Origin of the sequence: Mycolicibacterium alvei (genome assembly GCF_010727325.1) — a bacterium.
Lineage (GTDB): Bacteria > Actinomycetota > Actinomycetes > Mycobacteriales > Mycobacteriaceae > Mycobacterium > Mycobacterium alvei.
The window spans coordinates 1499909-1517643 of the sequence record NZ_AP022565.1 but is presented as its reverse complement, the minus strand read 5'-3'; the positions used below and the strand labels follow the sequence as shown (position 1 = coordinate 1517643).

Here is a 17735-nt window from a genome sequence, read left to right as displayed (position 1 = left end):
AGGAGTTTCGCATGTCTGATCTCCAGCCGATGGCTGACTACGGGTTCTTCGGGCCGGATTCGGTGACCTGGAAGGTGTGGGGCCATGCGACCACGCCGATCATCGGACTGCAGCGCGCCGTCGTGGTCGAGGAACTCGACCCCGCGCTGATCGCCGCGGTCGACACCACCGGCGCCAATTACGACCGGCCCCGCACCCGTTACGACCGCACTGTGCGTTACTTCGCCATGGTTGCTTTCGCCGACACCGAATCGGTGCTCAAGACCGCCGATGTCCTGGTGAAAGTCCACTCGAAAGCCATTGGTACCGAGCCCCTGAGCGGCAACAAGTACGACGCCAACGACCCGCAGTCGCAGCTGTGGATCCTGCTCACCGGCTGGCACTCGGTGCTCAAGGCCTATGAGCTGTACGGCGGCGGCAAGCTGACGGCCGAGGAGGAGGCCCGCTACTGGCAGGACTGTGCCCGGGCCGCCGAGTTCCAGACCTGCGATCCGGCCGACGTCCCGAGGACCCGCGACGGCATCAACGAGTACTTCGAGCAGATGCGGCCGCACCTCGCTGTCAGCGAGGCCGCCCGCGCGATGATGGATCACCTGCTCAACGCCAAGGTGGTGCTGCCGCCCGCGCCGCGTGCTGCGAAGCCGGCCGTCGAGGTTCTCAACTGGTTCCTCCGCGCGGGCACCATCGCCACCATGCCGCGGTGGATGCGTCGGCTCAGTGGATTCGACCAGCCGCGCGCGGTCGATCTGGCCGTGCGGCCGGTGCTCAAGCTCGGGTTCGGCATAGTCGACCGGGTACCGCGGCTGAAGTTGTTGGTGGCCAAGATCATTTCGCCGTCCGTCGTGCCGATCGCAGGGCCCTACATCATGGGTATACCGCCGCGGTCGACCGAGGTGCTCAGCCCCGAAGAAGGGCGCAAGCGCTACGGCTACGTCAAGCCCGCCGATGCGCACAAGGAGTTGCGGGCCCGCCAGCACGAGCTGGTGTTCGGACGGGGACAACTGCCCAGCGACGAAGGGCTCATCGAATCTCAGTCCTACCTAGGGAGTTTGGCGTGACCGCACGATCTGATGTCCTGTTCGACCCGAACCGGACCGACTTCGACCAGTTCGACAGCAGAACCCGGGAGATCTTCCGGGCCACCATCGATTTCTTCGAGTCCCACGGCAAGCGGTGGCTCAAGCAGCAGGACCGGGATCGGGTCTGGTACAGCGACTTTCTCGACCTGGTCAAGCGGGAGGGCATCTTCGCGACGTTCCTGACCCCGGCGTCGGAGGCCGCCGGCGATCCCGACAAGCGCTGGGACACCGCGCGCAATGCCATGTACAGCCAGATCCTCGGGTTCTACGGCATGCAGTACTGGTACGTCTGGCAGGTCACCATCCTCGGCCTCGGTCCGATCTGGCAGTCGGAGAACACGGTGGCGCGCAAGAAGGCTGCCGCCCTGCTGGATTCGGGGGAGATCTTCGCCTTCGGGCTGTCCGAGCAGGACCACGGCGCCGACGTCTACTCGACCGACATGGTGCTCACACCCAATGCGGACGGGTCGTACGAGGCAAACGGCGGCAAGTACTACATCGGCAACGGCAACCTGGCCGGCATGGTCTCGGTGTTCGGCCGTCGCTCCGATAAACCCATCATCGACAGTTCCGACCTCGACCGGCGCCGCCCTGAGCAGGATTTCGACGGATACCTGTTCTTCGCCGCCGACAGCCGACATTCGAACTACCACCTGCGCCGCAACGTCGTCGACAGTCAGATGTACGTCGCGGCCTTCGATCTCGAGGATTACCCGGTCGGTGCCGACGACATCCTGCACGAGGGCAAAGCGGCGTTCAACGCCGCGATCAACACCGTCAACATCGGCAAGTTCAACCTCGGATTCGGTGCGATCGGGGCCTGTGAGCACGCCATGTACGAGGCCGTCACCCACGCCGAGAACCGCGTGCTGTTCGGCCAGCGGGTGACCGAATTCCCGCAGATCCGCCGTATGCTCGCCGACGGCTACGCCCGGCTGATCGGGATGAAGCTCTACAGCGAGCGGGCCATCGACTACATGCGGAGTGCGAGCCTGGACGACCGGCGGTACCTGCTGTTCAACGCGATCGAGAAGATGAACGTCACCCGCGAGGGCGAAAAGATCGTCACGCTGCTGTCCGACACCATCGCGGCCCGGGCCTTCGAATCCGACATGTACTTCACCATGGCGCTGCTCGGCGTCACCGGACTACCACGCCTCGAAGGCACGGTGCACGTCAACATGGCGCTGTCGCTGAAGTTCATGCAGAACTACATGTTCGGCGCTGCCGATGCCGGTCTGGCGGCGATGTCTGTGCTGCCGGTCGGTCGGGCGCCGGCACCGGTGTTGAGTGCACTCTCCGGAGGCCTGCGCGCCGTCGGTGGCGCACTTGCGGAATCGCCCTTGGCGCAGCGTATTCCACAACTCAAGCCGCTGCTGGTCGAGGTGCCGGAGGTTCCGACGCGCAGGGATACGGTCAATGACGACTTCCTGTTCCGGCAGGGACCCAGCAGTGGTTTGGCGAGAATCAGGTTCGGGGATTGGCAGGCGGTGCTGCGCCGATTCGCGACGACGCCGAATGTCGCTGTGTTCCTGGCCCAGGCACAGTCTTTGCAGACGCTGCTCGCGGTGGCGACACCGAACGCCGAACAGCAGCGCAACGTCGATTTCCTGCTCGCCGTCGGCGAGATGTTCACGCTCATCCCGTATGCCCAGCTGATCCTGGAGCAGGCGGAGATCGAAGCAATCGACACCGATCTGATCGACCATCTCTTCGAGGTGCTCGTCACCGACATGTCCACGCACGCGACCAAGCTGCATTGCCATCCGGATGCCACTGTGGTGCAACGGCAGCGCGCCCTCGACATCGTCAAGCAGCCGGTGGCAGACAGTGCCCGCCGTGATCGCGTGGTGGCAGGTGTGCGTGGACTGGCCGGGCGCTACGAGATGAACCCGTGATGGTCACGCGACGGTAGCGGCCCGGCGCGTCGGGTGCGGGGCGGGCGGACTTCTGCCACGGTGGCAGGGTGCCCGCAGTTCAGGATGTGCTCGCCGAGTTCGACGAGTACCTCGCGCTGCAGTGCGGCAGGTCCGAGCACACCCGCCGCGCCTACCGGGGTGACCTGTCGGCTCTGTTCGACTTCACCGGCGGCGGTCCGGAGACGGTGACCCTGCCGGCGCTTCGGTCGTGGTTGGCCGGGCAGGCCGCATCCGGAGCGGCGCGGACCACGCTGGCGCGGCGCACCTCCACGGTCAAGACCTTCTGCACCTGGGCGGCCCGGCGGGGACTTCTCGCTGATGACGCCGCGGCCCGGTTGCAGGTCCCCAAAGCACACCGCACGTTGCCGGCGGTGCTGCGTCGCGATCAGGCCCTCGACGCCATGGAAGCGATCAATTCCGCGGCGCGCGAGGGTGATCCGCTGGCATTGCGGGACCGCTTGATCGTGGAGATGCTGTATGCCACCGGGATCCGGGTCAGTGAGTTGTGCGGGCTTGACATCGACGACATCGACACCGGGCGTCGGGTGTTGCAGGTGCTGGGCAAGGGCAACAAGCAGCGCACGGTCCCGTTCGGCGAGCCCGCACACCACGCGCTCACCGCCTGGCTCACCGAAGGGCGCCCCGCCCTGGCCACTGCCGATTCCGGCCCCGCGCTACTGCTCGGGGCCCGCGGGAAACGGCTCGATCCGCGTCAGGCGCGCACCGTCGTGCACCAGACGGTCTCCGCCGTCGACGGTGCCCCCGACATCGGCCCGCACGGACTGCGGCACAGTGCGGCCACCCACCTGCTCGAAGGTGGTGCGGATCTGCGCATCGTCCAGGAGTTGCTGGGCCACACCTCGCTGGCCACCACACAGCTCTACACCCATGTCACCGTGGAGCGACTGCGTGCGGTGCACGACCAGGCCCACCCACGAGCCTGAAGAGGGAGATAGTGCCGGAGCCGACTGTCGAGCCGACCCGATCAACCGTCGAACTGCCGTCAGGCACGGTTTCCTATCTCACTTGGACCACCGACCGCGCGGCGCCCCCGGTCGTGTTGTTGCACGGCGGTGGCGTGGACAGCGCATCGTTGTCGTGGGGCGGGGTCGGGCCGCGGCTGGCCCGGGCCGGTTACCGCGTCGTGGCACCGGACCATCCCGGCTACGGCCACAGTGCGCCGGCCCGGTTGCCGGTGACGCAGGAACGGTTGGTCGCCTACGTGGGGGAGTTCGTCGATGCGCTCGGGCTGCAGCGCTATGCGATCGGTGGACTGTCGCTCGGTGGCGGCATGACCATCGGCCATGTACTGGACCGGCCGGACCGCGTGACCGGTGCGATGCTGCTGAGCAGCTACGGCGTCATGCCCCGGCTGTCGGACGGCCCGCTGACGGGTGTGCGGCAGCTCGTCACCTGGGCGATGCTGCGCACCGGCCTGCTCGGTGTGGTGACCCGCTGGGTGGCGACCAACCGCAGGGCGATGGAACGCAGCATGCAGGCACTGATCACCGACCCCACGCAGCTCAGCGACGCGTTGATGGACGAGATCATGAGTGCGGCGGGTCGGCCCGAGGGATTCGGTGCATTCGAGCAGTGGCAGCGTGACCAGGTCAGGTGGAATCGGCAGCGCACCGACTACACCGGGCGGCTGACGTCGTTTTGCCGCCCGGCGCTGATCGTTCACGGCGACCGTGACCCGGGTGTTCCGGTCGCGCGCGCCCGTGCGGCTGCTACACTGATCCCCGACGCTCAGCTCGAAATCATTGCGGGCGCAGGACATTGGGTGCAACGCGACCGGCCGGATGTCGTGCTCGAGGCGATGGTCGGGTTTCTGGACCGTCGCCGCTGCTGAGCGCTTGACTAGCACACCCACGTCGACCGTTGACGCTGCGCCCACGGCGGAAAAGTGCGAGTGCTCGACGCCATCACCGCAGAATCAATAACGCGGCAGAATCAACGCAGCGGCTTGAGCCGGATCGGGGTCTCGGGCAACAGCGCCAACGGGTCGACGTAGTCCGCCCGGGCAGCCGCACCCCACATCGCGCCCCAGTGCAGGCAGGCCGGCACCGGACAACCGGGGTGGCCGGCCAGCACGGTGCCGAGTAGCTGACCGGCCGCAACGGTCTGTCCGGGCCGTACCGCCGCCTGCACCGGTTCGTAGCTGGTGCGCAGCCCTCCCGGGTGGGCGAGTGAGACCACCGGACGCCCGGCCAGCACGCCGGCGAACACCACGGTGCCCGGGCCTGCGGCATGGATCGGCTGGTCCGGCACGGCAGCCAGGTCGACACCGCGGTGACCGCGGTGCCAATTGGGGGAGGGGGCATCGAAACCCCTGGTCACTGCCGGTCGCGGAGACACCGGCCAGTGCAACCGCGAGCCCTCGGCGTGGGTGGCCGCCGGCCAGATCCACGCCATACTCACCAGCAGTACCGTCGCGGCAAACCTCATCACCACAGTTCAGCGTCAACCCGGACGGTCCGGAAGACCCGAAACCCGGGGCTGTGGATGAATGTGTCCGCGTTTGCCGCGTGGTAAAGGCACGCCTGTGCAGCGTGTAAACTTCTAGCCGCAGCTCGCTAGCGGGCTGACTTCGCGTGTCTGCGCATATCGATCGCCTCGATGGGGTCGTACACGGATGCCGACGGTCCTGACCTGGGGATTTCCCGGTGCAGGTTCGGCAGCTGGCAGGCACCAGGGCCTGGCATCACCCGACGCCGGGCGACAACCGACACATAAAGGAATGAGCTCATGGCTGTTGTGACCATGAAGCAGCTGCTGGACAGTGGCGCTCACTTCGGGCATCAGACCCGACGCTGGAACCCCAAGATGAAGCGGTTCATCTTCACCGACCGCAATGGCATCTACATCATCGATCTGCAGCAGACGCTGACCTACATCGACAAGGCCTACGAGTTCGTCAAGGAGACGGTGGCCCACGGCGGCACCATCCTGTTCGTCGGCACCAAGAAGCAGGCGCAGGAGTCCATCGCCGAAGAGGCCACCCGCGTCGGCATGCCCTACGTGAACCAGCGCTGGCTGGGCGGCATGCTCACCAACTTCTCCACTGTGCACAAGCGCCTTCAGCGTATGAAGGAGCTCGAGGCCATGGAGCAGACCGGTGGCTTCGAGGGTCGCACCAAGAAGGAAATCCTCATGCTCACGCGTGAGAAGAACAAGCTTGAGCGCAGCCTCGGTGGTATCCGCGACATGGCCAAGGTGCCGTCGGCGGTCTGGGTCGTCGACACCAACAAGGAGCACCTGGCCGTCAACGAGGCCATCAAGCTGGGCATCCCGGTCATCGCGATCCTGGACACCAACTGCGACCCCGATCAGGTCAACTACCCGATCCCGGGTAACGACGACGCGATCCGTTCGGCCGCTCTGCTGACCAAGGTTGTGGCCTCCGCGGTCGCCGAGGGTCTGAAGGCCCGGGCCGGCGCAGGTGCCGGTGCCGGCGAGAAGCAGGCCACCGAGGGTGTCGAGCCGCTCGCCGAGTGGGAGCAGGAGCTGCTGGCCGGCGCCACCGCCGTCCCCGCCGAGGGCGAGGCCGCTGCCGCACCCGAAACATCCACTGACGCTTCGTAATTCCAGGAGAAGTCTTTACATGGCTAACTACACCGCTGCCGACGTCAAGCGACTGCGGGAGCTGACTGGCGCCGGAATGCTCGACTCGAAGAACGCTCTGGTCGACACCGGCGGCGACTTCGACAAGGCTATCGAGCTGCTTCGTATCAAGGGCGCCAAGGACGTCGGCAAGCGCGCTGAGCGCGCCACCGCCGAGGGTCTGGTCGCGGCCAAGGACGGCGCGCTGATCGAGCTGAACTCCGAGACCGACTTCGTCGCCAAGAACGGCGAGTTCCAGGAGCTTGCCGACCAGGTCGTCGCGGCGGCTGCTGCGGCGAAGGCCGGCGACGTGGATGCCCTCAAGGCGGCCAAGGCCGGCGGCACGACGGTCGAGCAGGCCATCGCGGACCTGAGCGCCAAGATCGGCGAGAAGCTCGAGCTGCGTCGGGCCGCCTACTTCGACGGCACGGTCGAGACCTACCTGCACAAGCGTGCGGCGGACCTCCCGCCGGCCGTTGGTGTTCTGGTCGAGTACCAGGCCGGCGATGCGGACAAGGGCAAGGAGGCCGCGCACGCGGTCGCCCTGCAGATCGCCGCGCTCAAGGCCAAGTACCTCACCCGTGAGGACGTGCCCGAGGACATCGTCGCCAACGAGCGCCGTATCGCCGAGGAGACCGCGAAGTCAGAAGGCAAGCCGGAGCAGGCGCTGGCCAAGATCGTCGAAGGTCGCGTCACGGGCTACTACAAGGACGTCGTGCTGCTGGACCAGGCGTCGGTGTCCGATAACAAGAAGACCGTGAAGGCCCTGCTGGACGAGGCCGGGGTCACCGTGACCCGCTTCGTGCGGTTCGAGGTCGGCCAGGCCTAGCAGTACGCAGACCCGGGCGGCACACCACACCCGATTGACGGCTCGGCCGTCCTCACCCGATGGACGGCTCGGCCGTCGCCGCCCGTTGCAAAACCCCGCGCTCATTCCGGCGATCCCGGAAAGCGCGGGGTTTTGTTCATTCGTGACCCGGTCGGTGCCGGGTAGTTGCTTGCGCCGGGGCGAGGGCCTTTGCCGGTGTGGGAGTGTGACAGGTACCAATGTGTAGGAGGTGAGCATGCGCGTCGGAGTGGTCTTTCCGCAGACGGAACTCGGCGGGGATCCCGGAGCCGTGCGTGCCTACGGCCAACGTGTCGAAGAGCTGGGCTTCACTCACATCCTGGCCTACGACCACGTTGTCGGCGCCGATCCGGCGGTTCACCGGGACTGGTCAGGCCCGTACGACCTGTACACCACATTTCACGAGCCGCTGGTGATGTTCGGCTACCTGGCCGCCGTCACGGAGCTGGAACTGGTGACCGGGGTGATCATCCTGCCGCAGCGCCAGGCCGTACTCGTGGCCAAGCAGGCGGCCGAGGTCGACCTGCTCACCGGCGGGCGGCTGCGCCTGGGTGTGGGACTGGGCTGGAACGCGGTTGAGTACGAGGCGCTGGGTGAGGATTTCGGGAACCGCGGCAAGCGGTCGGAGGAGCAGGTCGAGCTGATGCGTCGGCTGTGGACCGAATCGTCGGTGACCTTCGAGGGCCGATACCACCGGGTGACCGGTGCCGGCCTGGCACCGCTGCCGGTGCAGCGCCCGATCCCGGTGTGGTTCGGAGCGGCCTCCGCGCGGGCGCTGGAGCGCGCCGGCCGGCTGGGCGATGGCTGGTTCCCGATGGTCGGGCCCGGTCCGGAGCTCGAGGACGCACGTGCGCGGGTCGAGCGCGCGGCCGTGGCCGCCGAGCGCGATCCGTCCAGCATCGGGATGGAGGGTCGCGTGTCCTGGGCCGGTGATCCGGACCAGACTGCCGCCGATATCGCCGCCTGGGCCGACGCCGGCGCCACGCATGTCACCGTGAACACGATGGGTGCCGGACTGCGGACCGTCGACGAGCATCTGACCGCGCTGCAGAGCGTGGCTCGGATGCAGTGACGACGGCTTGCTAGCGTCGGGGTGTGACCAGCGGTCAGCGTTCAGCGCGAAATACCCCGGCCCGTGTGATCGCCTTCGGCGACGATGCCCTCGGTGAACACGACGCCGTCGGCCTGGTGGAGGAGCTGCGTGCCGGCCGGGTCTCGGCAGCCGACCTGATCGAGGCCGCGGTGGCGCGGGTCGAGGCGGTCAATCCCACCCTCAACGGATTGGCGTTCGAGGCATTCGACCGCGCCCATGCCCGCGGCGCCGCGCCCAGCTCCTTCGGCGGGTACTTCGACGGTGTTCCGACCTTCGTCAAGGACAACGCCGCGGTCGAGGGCATGCCCACCATGCGCGGCACCGACGCATGGGAACCCCGCCCCGAAACGGCTCATGGCGACTTCGCCCGCGCGTACCTTGCCACTGGTCTCGTGCCGCTGGGCAAGACCCGACTCTCGGAGTTCGGCTTCAGCGCATCGTGCGAGCATCCGCGGCTGGGGCCGGTGCGCAATCCGTGGAATCCCGCCTATACCGCGGGTGCCTCCTCATCGGGTTCAGGTGCCTTCGTCGCATCGGGCGTGGTGCCCATCGCCCACGCCAACGACGGAGGCGGCTCGATCCGGATCCCGGCCGCCTGCAACGGGTTGGTCGGTCTCAAACCCACCCGGGGCCGCCTGCCGCAGGACAAGGACATGCGGATGATGCCGCTGCGGATCGTGTCCGACGGGGTGCTCACCCGATCGGTGCGTGACACCGCGGCGCTGTTCCGGGAGATGGAGCGCGTCTACCGCAACCCCAAGCTGCCGCCCATCGGTGACGTCAGCCGCCCGGGCAAGCAGCGCCTGCGGATCGCGGTGTGCACTCAGTCCATCGTGCACGACGCCGGTCCGGAGATGACCGAGCTGACCCACCGGACCGCCGCGCTGCTCGAGGAGCTCGGCCACCAGATCACCGTGATCGGCAACCCGGTCCAGGCCCGGTTCAAGGACGACTTCCTGCTGTACTGGGCGTTTCTGGCGTATGCGTTGGTACGTGGCGGAAAGCGCTCTTTCGGCCCCAGTTTCGACCGGGACAAGCTCGACAACCTCACCCTCGGGCTGGAGCGGCTCGCCTCCCGAAACCTGCATCGGCTCCCGGCCGCGACCACCCGGCTGGCCCGGTCGCGGCGGATCACCGAGCGCCTGTCCAACAGCTATGACGCGGTGCTCATGCCGACTCTGGCCGAACCCACCCTGGAGATCGGCCGGCTCGACCCGACCGCGGACTACGAGCAGATCATCGACCGACTGCTCGGGTGGGTGGCCTTCACACCTCTGCAGAATGCCACCGGGGATCCGGCCATCTCACTGCCGCTGGCCCAGACGAAGGCCGGCCTTCCGGTGGGCATGATGCTGTCGGCGACCCGTGGCCGGGAAGCACTGCTGCTGGAGCTGGCCTACGAGCTGGAAGAGGCCAGGCCCTGGCCGCGCATTCAGGAGCCGGCCCCGGCAGCCGCTCCGCCGAAGCGGGCCCGAAAAGCGGCGAAATAGACGAGCGGACGCCGGCGCGCCTGTCCGCGACGGCGTACTCCTATGATGACCGGCAGGTGTCACTGTTGCGGGGGTGTGAATGACGTCGGGACCAGACGACCAGTGGGGCGACGACGGCCGGGGATCCATACGTTGGCAGGATCCGGCCACCGCCACACCTCGGCCGCCGACGGTTGCCGAGGCGCGCCAACGCGACAAGGCCCAGAAGGCACGTGAAGCGGCCGCTCAGTTCGCGGCCCTGCAGGAGCAGAAGGCCCGGGACCGCAAGGCCATGGGCGGCAAGATCCTGATGGGATCGGTGGCCGTGGTCGGAGTGGTCGGCGTGGTCGCCCTCGGCTACCAGATGCTGCACAAAGAGGAAGTCGCGGCGAGTTGCGTCAAGGACGGCAGCAATGAGGTGGTGCCCGACTCGTACTGCTCCAGCGGCCACAGCGGTTCGGGCGGCACCTTCATCTACCTCGGCTCGCCGTACCGCTACTACTACGGCGGCAACAGCGGCGGCGTCGGCACCGTTGCGCGCGGCGGGACGCTGGAGCTGCCGAAGGGCACCACCGCCAAGACAAAATCGGGCACATCCATCTCCCGCGGCGGATTCGGTTCGTCGTCGAGCTACGGCAAAAGTTCGGGAAGCTGAATGCGTCGTCAACGCAGTTCCCCGCGAGCAGGCTGGGAACAGATCATCGCCGACCAGGGAATGTGCTTCGGGACCCCGGCGCGTGACGCGACCGGTGCCGACCGCCCGTACTGGGACGAATCGGTGCACTACGTCTTCGACATGGACGAGGTGCTGTCGATCGAGGCGTCCGTCGAGGTGCTGCACTCGATGTGCCTGGAGGCCGTCGAGAATGTCGTCCTGACCGAGCGTTACCGCGACTTCGGGCTTCCCGAGTGGAGCTGGGAGCACATCGAGAAGTCTTGGCGGCGTAGCGATCCGCATCTGTATGGCCGGTTCGACCTCCGCTACGACGGCCGGCGGCCGCCGGTACTGCTGGAGTACAACGCCGACACCCCGACCACACTGCTCGAGGCGGCGATCCTGCAATGGCATTGGAAGACCGATGTGTACCCGGACGACGATCAGTGGAACTCGTTGCACGAGAAGCTGGTTGGCCGCTGGACCGAGATTCGGGACCGCCTTCCGGGGGTGGAGACGTACTTCACCTGGTCGGGAGCCGAGCTCAGCGGTGAGGATCACGTGACGGTGGCCTACCTGCAGGAGTGCGCGGCCGAGGCAGGTCTGCGCACCGTGGGGCTGGCGATCGAGGACATCGGGTTCGACCCGGACCTCGACAGGTTCGTCGACCTGGAGGAAGCTCCCATGTCGTCGGTCTTCAAGCTCTACCCGTGGGAGTGGATGCTCGACGACGACTTCGGTCGCCGTGCAGTCGAGCAGCTACCCGCCACGATGTGGGTGGAACCGCTGTGGAAGACGCTGCTGAGCAACAAGGCCATCCTGGCGGTGCTGTGGGAGATGTATCCCGGGCATCCGAACCTGTTGCCCACCTATGTCGATGACCCGCACGAGCTGACCGACTACGTGCGCAAACCCAAACTGGGCCGCGAGGGCGCCAACATCACCATCGTCGGCGCCGGGTTCGAGACCGAGACCGGCGGTGTGTACGGCGAAGAGGGCTACGTGTACCAGTTGCTCGATCCGCTACCGCAATTCGACGACATGCGTCCCGCATTGGGCGCATGGATCGTCGGCGACGAATCCGCCGGGCTCGGAATCCGCGAGACTTCCGGCCTCATCACCGACAACGGCGCTGCCTTTGTCCCGCACCGCATCCCGCTGTGATCTGGAAGGAACCCCTCTATGACAACCACCCTGGTTGCGCTCAGCTCTGATTACTGGTCGGTCCTCGGCCACGGGGTGTCGGCGATCCTGCTGTACACGATTGTCGGTGTGGCGCTGATGGTTCTGGGTTTCTACGTCATCGACTGGACCACGCCGGGACCGCTGCGAGCCCTGGTGCAGGCCGGGCGCCCCAACGCCGCCGCGGTGGCGGCCGCGGGCATCGTGTCGATGGCAGTCATCATCGTGCTGGCCATCTACAGCTCATTGGGCGACCTGGTACATGGTCTGCTCAGCACGTTGGTGTTCGGGTTGCTCGGAATTGCGGCCCAGGCCTTCTCGGTCCGGCTGATCGGCGCGATCAAGGGAATCGACATGGGTCGGGTGCTGGCGTCGGAGCGATTCACCCCCGAGGTGCTGGTGGTGATTGCCGCCTACGTGGCGTTCGGGCTGATCGTGGCGGCCGCGATCCTCTAAGCTTCTTCGCTTGCGCTAGAGAGTGCGGCAGACTTCGGCGGCGGCGCGCGCCAACGCCGTCGGGCCGTCACGCAACGCCTGATCCAGCGGCGTGCCCGGTTCGGTGATGGCGACCAACTTGTCGACACCGTTGGCCAGCAGCACGTCGGCGTCGGGGGCGATGCGGCCGCCGAAGATCGCCACCTTGGTGCCGGTGCGCGCAGCCAGTCGGGCGACGCCGAACGGCGTCTTGCCGAGCATGGTCTGGGCGTCGACACTGCCCTCCCCGGTGAACACCCAGTCTGCTCCGGTCAACGCCTGTTCCAGTCCTACGGTCTGGGCGATCAGCTCGACTCCCGGGTCACATTCGGCGGCAAGGAATTCCATCAGTCCGAAGCCCAGGCCGCCGGCAGCCCCGGCGCCAGGGCGATCGGGTCGGGCGCGGCCGAGCACCTTCTGGGTCACCTCGACCAGACGGGTCAACGCGGATTCGAGGGTCGCAACGTCCGACGGAGTGGCCCCTTTCTGCGGACCGAAAACTGCGCTGGCACCACTGGTTCCGAGCAGGGGCGCAGTGACGTCGGAGGCAATCCGGACGTGAACATCGGCCAGCCTGGGGTCCAGGCGGGAGATATCGATGTGCCCCAGGCGCGCCAGCGCCGCGCCGCCGGGCGGAAGGGCGGCACCGTCGGCATCGGTGAAGGCGACACCCAGGGCGGTGAGCATGCCGGCCCCGCCGTCATTGGTCGCCGAACCACCGATGCCGATCAGCAACTCGGTCGCGCCGTGGTCCAGGGCCGAGGTGATCAGTTGTCCGACGCCGAATGTGCTGGCACGCAGGACGTCCCGGTCCGGGGGCGCCACCAGCTCCAGGCCGGAGGCCGCCGCCATCTCGATCACGGCCAGGCGGCGCCCGGCAACGTAGCCGTACGCGGCCGGGACTGGACGGCCGAGCGGATCCTGCACCACCTCGGTGACGAGGTCACCGCCGAGGGCGTCGACGACGGCGTCGACGGTACCTTCGCCGCCGTCGGCCATCGGTACCCCGAGGCATCGGGCATCGGGTAGGGCCGACCGGATGCCGTCGCGCATCGCCGCCACCGCTTGCGACGCGGTCATCGACTCCTTGAAGGAGTCCGGGGCCAGAACGATCTTCATCCGGTGGCGACATTACCGACTGTGGCTGCGCTCGGCGCGACAGAAGTGGGGCGGTTCAGGTGACCGCGTGCGCCAGGAGTCGCTTCAGTTCGCGTCGCTGCTCGGTGTCGAGGCCGCCGAGCACCTCGTCCTCGGCGGCGAGCACCGCCGCTTCGGCACGTCCGAGCAATTCGGCGCCCTCGGCGGTCAACTCGGCGGGCAGCGCCCGTCCGGAGTCGACGGTAGCCGGCCTGCGCACCGCGCCGCGGTCCTGAAGCCCGCGCAGCACGTTGTTCATCGCCTGTGGTGACACGTGGGTGTGGCGGGCGAGTTCGGCGTTGGACTGGCCCGGGGCCATCGACAGGATGCGGAGGCAGACGAACTCGGGCAGTTTGAGACCCAGCGGTTGCAGCTGTGCGGCGACCAGTGGTTGCAGCACAGCGACCACGCGGTACATCAGGTATCCGAGTGGCTGTTCCTCCAGGACGCCGCCCATATCGGAGTTCATATCAAGCATATTGACACATATCAACCAGGTTGATATACCGGACGTATGACCACGCCAAGCGAAATGTCAAATGCAATGTTCGAATCCGCTTACCGCGGTGAGGCTAGGGAGTTCGCCGGAGTCCGCCCACCGTGGAGCATCGGCGAACCGCAGCCCGAGATCGCCAAACTGATCGCCGAAGGCAAGTTTCACGGTGAGGTGCTCGACGCCGGCTGCGGTGAGGCGGCCACCGCACTCGACCTGGCCGAGCGCGGATTCACCACCGTCGGCCTGGACCAGTCGGCCACCGCCATCGAACTGGCCCGGGCCGAGGCCGCCAAACGGGGGCTGACCAATGCCAGTTTCGAGGTGGCCGACATCAGCGCGTTCACCGGCTACGACGGTCGCTTCGGCACCATCGTCGACAGCACGCTGTTCCACTCCATGCCGGTCGAACTCCGGGAGGGCTACCAGGAGTCGATCGTGCGGGCCGCGGCTCCCGGGGCCTCGTACTTCGTGCTCGTGTTCGACAAGGCGACGATGGGCGAGAACGGACCGGCCAACCCGGTCAGCGAGGCGGAGTTGCGCGAGGTCGTCGGCAGGTACTGGGTGATCGACGACGTGCGACCGGCCCGCATCCACGCGCACGTCCCGGCCGAATTCGCCGGTTTCGCTGACTTCGCCGGGATGGACCTCCGCGACGAAGGTACCGACCGCAAGTCCCTGGCGGCCTGGTTGCTGCAGGCTCACCTGGGATAGTCACCGGCTGATCTGCGCCGCCGGCGACACAGTTCACCCAAGCTAGGTGTGCCGCCCGCCATAGGGCAGGATGGAGAGGCCGTCCAGGGGTAACCCGGGGTGGCTCTCTACATGCGAGGAGTGCCGAGGAGACCGATGGCGGATCCGAATGTCGCCGGCGAGGGCGCAGCACCCATTCGTCCCTTCTATACAAGGGTTCTGCTGAAGCTCGGTGGAGAGATGTTCGGCGGCGGCCAGGTCGGCCTCGACCCCGACGTCGTGCACCAGGTAGCCCGCCAGATCGCCGCGGTGGTGCGCAGCGGAGTCCAGGTCGCGGTCGTGATCGGCGGCGGCAACTTCTTCCGCGGCGCCCAGTTGCAGCAGCGTGGGATGGAACGCACCCGCAGTGACTACATGGGAATGCTCGGTACGGTGATGAACAGCCTTGCGCTGCAGGACTTCCTGCAGAAGGAAGGCATCGACACCCGCGTGCAGACCGCCATCACCATGGGTCAGGTCGCCGAGCCCTACATTCCCCTGCGCGCCGTGCGGCACCTGGAAAAGGGTCGTGTCGTCATCTTCGGTGCCGGCATGGGCCTTCCGTACTTCTCCACCGATACCACCGCTGCGCAGCGCGCCCTGGAAATCGGTGCCGACGTGGTACTGATGGCCAAGGCCGTCGACGGCGTCTACACGGCCGACCCGCGGGAGGACCCGAACGCCGCGCTGCTCACCGAAGTCAGCCATCGCGAGGTCATCGACCGCGGCCTGCGGGTCGCCGACGCCACCGCCTTCAGTTTGTGCATGGACAACCGGATGCCGATGCTGGTGTTCAACCTGCTCACCGAAGGCAATATCGCCCGTGCAGTGGCGGGTGAGAAGATCGGAACACTGGTTACCACCACCTGAACTGCCGCGCCCGCGAGGAGCAAGATCGATGGAGACCCCGAAGTGATCGACGAAACTCTCTTCGACGCCGAAGAGAAGATGGAAAAGGCCGTGATTGTGGCCCGTGACGACATGGCCACGATCCGGACCGGTCGCGCCAATCCGGGCATGTTCTCCCGGATCAACATCGAGTACTACGGGTCGATGACACCCATCACGCAGATGGCGAGCATCAATGTTCCCGAGGCGCGACTCGTCGTCATCAAGCCCTACGAGGCAGCGCAGCTTCGACCGATCGAGGACGCGATCCGCAACTCCGACCTCGGGGTGAACCCGACCAACGACGGCAACATCATCCGGATCTCGATCCCGCAGCTCACCGAGGAGCGTCGCCGCGAGCTGGTCAAGCAGGCGAAATCCAAGGGCGAGGACGCCAAGGTGTCGGTGCGCAACATCCGTCGAAAGGCGATGGAAGAGCTCAGCCGGATCAAGAAGGACGGCGAGGCCGGTGAGGACGAAGTCGGGCGCGCAGAAAAGGACCTCGACAAATCCACCCACACCTACACCGCCCAGATCGACGAGTTGGTCAAGCACAAGGAAGGCGAGTTGCTGGAGGTCTAGGCGACCTCCAGCACCCGAGTCCCGTGGCACAGACTGAGCCACCACAGAAAACCTCGCGCGCCGGCCGCGACCTGCCGGCCGCAATCGCCGTCGGCGTGGCCCTGGGTGCCCTTGCGATAGGCACCCTGCTCTTTGCGCCCCTCTGGTGGCTGCCGCTGCTGGCCGTCGCGATCGCCATCGCCACCCACGAGGTGATCCGGCGGATGCGCGAACACGGCTATGCGCTGCCCACCGTGCCGCTGCTGCTCGGCGGGCAGGCGATGATCTGGCTGACCTGGCCATTCGGGGCCGCGGGCCTCCTGGGCGCCTATGCCGGCACCATCGTCGTCTGCATGGTGTGGCGCCTGATCGGGCAAGGCCTGAACCAGCAACCCATCAACTACCTGCGCGATATCGCGGCCACGGTCCTGCTGGCTACCTGGGTGCCGTTGTTCGCGGCCTTCACCGCCCTCCTGATCTTCGCCGACCACGGCGGGGCCCGGGTGTTCACCATCATCGTGACGGTCGTCTTCGCCGACATCGGTGGTTATGTCGCGGGCGTCCTGTTCGGTAGGCACCTGATGGCGCCGGCGATCAGCCCCAAGAAGTCCTGGGAGGGCCTCTTCGGCTCGCTGGTATTCGGCGTCGCCGCTGCCGTCGTCTCGGTCGCGTTTCTACTGGACAAACCCGCGTGGGTGGGCCTGCCGCTGGGCGTGGTGCTGGTGATCACCGGTGTGCTCGGCGACCTCGTGGAATCGCAGATCAAGCGCGACCTCGGCATCAAGGACATGGGAACACTGCTACCCGGCCACGGCGGGATCATGGACCGGATCGACGCGATGCTGCCGTCGGCCGTCGTCGGCTGGATCGTCTTGACGCTCCTGGCGTAGGCCGCGTCGCCGCGTAACGATGCGCGGCCGGATATCGCCTACCGGGACGGTTGAGACGCCAGCTCCCAGACGTACCGGCTGGTGGGAACCGAGTCCAGGTTGGTGTGTGCCCCGAACCGGGTCACACTCTCGACCATCAATCCCAGGCGTCGCTGCAACTCGGCGTCGTCGCCGCCGCTGCCGTAGAAGGCGTGCGGATCGGTCATGGCCGCCATCGGGAACAGCTCCTCGACCAGGGCGTCGACCCTGCTGTCGCCGAGAACCGTTCGCACCACCCGGTTCTGCACGTAGCCGAAGGTCGCCTGCGTTTCGATCGCCACCGTGGTGTGTTGTCCCTGCCAGCGGTGCAGCCACTCATCCGGGGTGAGTTCGGCGGGGATTCGCAGGAATCCGATCTGGGCCAGAGCCGGGGTGCGTTCTCCGTCAGCGACCGGCGGTGGCACCAACCGCACGGTTTCCTCGACCTCCCAGCCCACACAGCGGTCGGCGGTACCGGCCAGCAACTCCGAGATTGCGGTCGGCTCGGTCTCGGTCCAGACGCTGACCACCGCGTTCACCGGGGTATCGAAGTGCGTGATGCGCAGACGTGTGGGGGCGACGTCGGCATCGTCGACATTGACCTGCAGACGGCTCGCGCCGGCGGTGTGCAGCGCGTCGCGTAACTCCGGTGCGTGCAGGGACTGATCCAGGCCGGCGCCCCACAGGGCGTACAT

Annotated in this window: 19 protein-coding genes; 15 read left to right on the top strand and 4 right to left on the bottom strand. The window is 67.0% G+C overall.

From position 1 onward, the window contains the following. Positions 1 to 11 precede the first annotated feature (11 nt). The 4 genes from G6N44_RS07265 (at position 12) to G6N44_RS07250 (ending at position 4850) form a co-directional block, all read left to right on the top strand. On the top strand, positions 12 to 1058 hold the full coding sequence (locus tag G6N44_RS07265) for an oxygenase MpaB family protein (RefSeq protein WP_163662465.1): 1047 nt from the start codon (positions 12 to 14) through the stop codon (positions 1056 to 1058). Then, positions 1055 to 2977, top strand: a complete 1923-nt coding sequence (locus tag G6N44_RS07260; protein ID WP_163662463.1) for an acyl-CoA dehydrogenase family protein — start codon at positions 1055 to 1057, stop codon at positions 2975 to 2977. Before G6N44_RS07265 ends, G6N44_RS07260 begins: the two co-directional genes overlap by 4 nt. Before the next feature lie 68 nt (positions 2978 to 3045). Then, the gene (locus G6N44_RS07255; protein ID WP_163662462.1) at positions 3046 to 3942 is read left to right on the top strand and encodes a tyrosine recombinase XerC; all 897 of its coding nucleotides are present in this window, start codon (positions 3046 to 3048) and stop codon (positions 3940 to 3942) included. A gap of 11 nt (positions 3943 to 3953) precedes the next feature. Beyond that, complete coding sequence (locus G6N44_RS07250; RefSeq protein ID WP_163662460.1) at positions 3954 to 4850, top strand: alpha/beta fold hydrolase; 897 nt, start codon at positions 3954 to 3956, stop codon at positions 4848 to 4850. Positions 4851 to 4951: 101 nt separating this feature from the next. Here G6N44_RS07250 and G6N44_RS07245 read toward each other — a convergent pair whose 3' ends face one another. Then, positions 4952 to 5446 (bottom strand): M23 family metallopeptidase, encoded by a 495-nt coding sequence (locus G6N44_RS07245; protein WP_163662458.1) that lies wholly within the window; start codon positions 5444 to 5446, stop codon positions 4952 to 4954. Positions 5447 to 5746: 300 nt separating this feature from the next. Here G6N44_RS07245 and rpsB point away from each other — a divergent pair, with 300 nt between their 5' ends. The 7 genes from rpsB (at position 5747) to G6N44_RS07210 (ending at position 12303) form a co-directional block, all read left to right on the top strand. Next, on the top strand, positions 5747 to 6583 hold the full coding sequence (gene rpsB / locus G6N44_RS07240) for a 30S ribosomal protein S2 (protein WP_163662456.1): 837 nt from the start codon (positions 5747 to 5749) through the stop codon (positions 6581 to 6583). 19 nt (positions 6584 to 6602) lie between these two features. Then, entirely contained in the window at positions 6603 to 7430 is an 828-nt protein-coding gene (tsf, locus tag G6N44_RS07235) for a translation elongation factor Ts (protein ID WP_163662454.1), read from the top strand. 235 nt (positions 7431 to 7665) lie between these two features. Continuing rightward, a complete protein-coding gene (locus tag G6N44_RS07230; protein ID WP_163662452.1) occupies positions 7666 to 8520 on the top strand; it encodes an LLM class F420-dependent oxidoreductase in 855 nt (284 codons plus the stop codon). Positions 8521 to 8543: 23 nt separating this feature from the next. Beyond that, a complete protein-coding gene (locus G6N44_RS07225; protein ID WP_179964490.1) occupies positions 8544 to 10031 on the top strand; it encodes an amidase in 1488 nt (495 codons plus the stop codon). 79 nt (positions 10032 to 10110) lie between these two features. Beyond that, positions 10111 to 10665: a hypothetical protein gene (locus G6N44_RS07220; RefSeq protein ID WP_163662450.1), complete on the top strand. Its 555-nt coding sequence runs from the start codon at positions 10111 to 10113 to the stop codon at positions 10663 to 10665. Next, on the top strand, positions 10666 to 11829 hold the full coding sequence (locus G6N44_RS07215; RefSeq protein ID WP_163662448.1) for a glutathionylspermidine synthase family protein: 1164 nt from the start codon (positions 10666 to 10668) through the stop codon (positions 11827 to 11829). 18 nt (positions 11830 to 11847) lie between these two features. Further along, positions 11848 to 12303 (top strand): DUF350 domain-containing protein, encoded by a 456-nt coding sequence (locus G6N44_RS07210; RefSeq protein WP_163662446.1) that lies wholly within the window; start codon positions 11848 to 11850, stop codon positions 12301 to 12303. A gap of 15 nt (positions 12304 to 12318) precedes the next feature. Here G6N44_RS07210 and G6N44_RS07205 read toward each other — a convergent pair whose 3' ends face one another. Both G6N44_RS07205 and G6N44_RS07200 read right to left on the bottom strand, forming a co-directional pair. Continuing rightward, a complete protein-coding gene (locus tag G6N44_RS07205; protein ID WP_163662443.1) occupies positions 12319 to 13440 on the bottom strand; it encodes a glycerate kinase in 1122 nt (373 codons plus the stop codon). Positions 13441 to 13495: 55 nt separating this feature from the next. Continuing rightward, the gene (locus G6N44_RS07200; protein WP_163662441.1) at positions 13496 to 13927 is read right to left on the bottom strand and encodes a MarR family winged helix-turn-helix transcriptional regulator; all 432 of its coding nucleotides are present in this window, start codon (positions 13925 to 13927) and stop codon (positions 13496 to 13498) included. Positions 13928 to 13972: 45 nt separating this feature from the next. On the opposite strand from G6N44_RS07200, the gene G6N44_RS07195 reads away from it, so the two are divergent. From G6N44_RS07195 to G6N44_RS07180, 4 genes are all read left to right on the top strand, one after another. Next, the gene (locus tag G6N44_RS07195; protein ID WP_163662440.1) at positions 13973 to 14665 is read left to right on the top strand and encodes a class I SAM-dependent methyltransferase; all 693 of its coding nucleotides are present in this window, start codon (positions 13973 to 13975) and stop codon (positions 14663 to 14665) included. Between the two features lie 135 nt (positions 14666 to 14800). Beyond that, positions 14801 to 15553, top strand: coding sequence for a UMP kinase (pyrH, locus tag G6N44_RS07190; RefSeq protein ID WP_163662437.1), 753 nt, complete (start codon positions 14801 to 14803; stop codon positions 15551 to 15553). 42 nt (positions 15554 to 15595) lie between these two features. Next, positions 15596 to 16153 carry a ribosome recycling factor gene (gene frr / locus G6N44_RS07185; protein WP_163662435.1) on the top strand — a complete coding sequence of 186 codons (558 nt, stop codon included), beginning with the start codon at positions 15596 to 15598 and terminating at the stop codon, positions 16151 to 16153. Between the two features lie 23 nt (positions 16154 to 16176). Continuing rightward, the gene (locus tag G6N44_RS07180) at positions 16177 to 17022 is read left to right on the top strand and encodes a phosphatidate cytidylyltransferase (RefSeq protein ID WP_163662433.1); all 846 of its coding nucleotides are present in this window, start codon (positions 16177 to 16179) and stop codon (positions 17020 to 17022) included. Between the two features lie 38 nt (positions 17023 to 17060). On the opposite strand, the gene G6N44_RS07175 is transcribed toward G6N44_RS07180, so the two are convergent. Further along, positions 17061 to 17735: an EthD domain-containing protein gene (locus G6N44_RS07175; RefSeq protein WP_163669697.1), complete on the bottom strand. Its 675-nt coding sequence runs from the start codon at positions 17733 to 17735 to the stop codon at positions 17061 to 17063.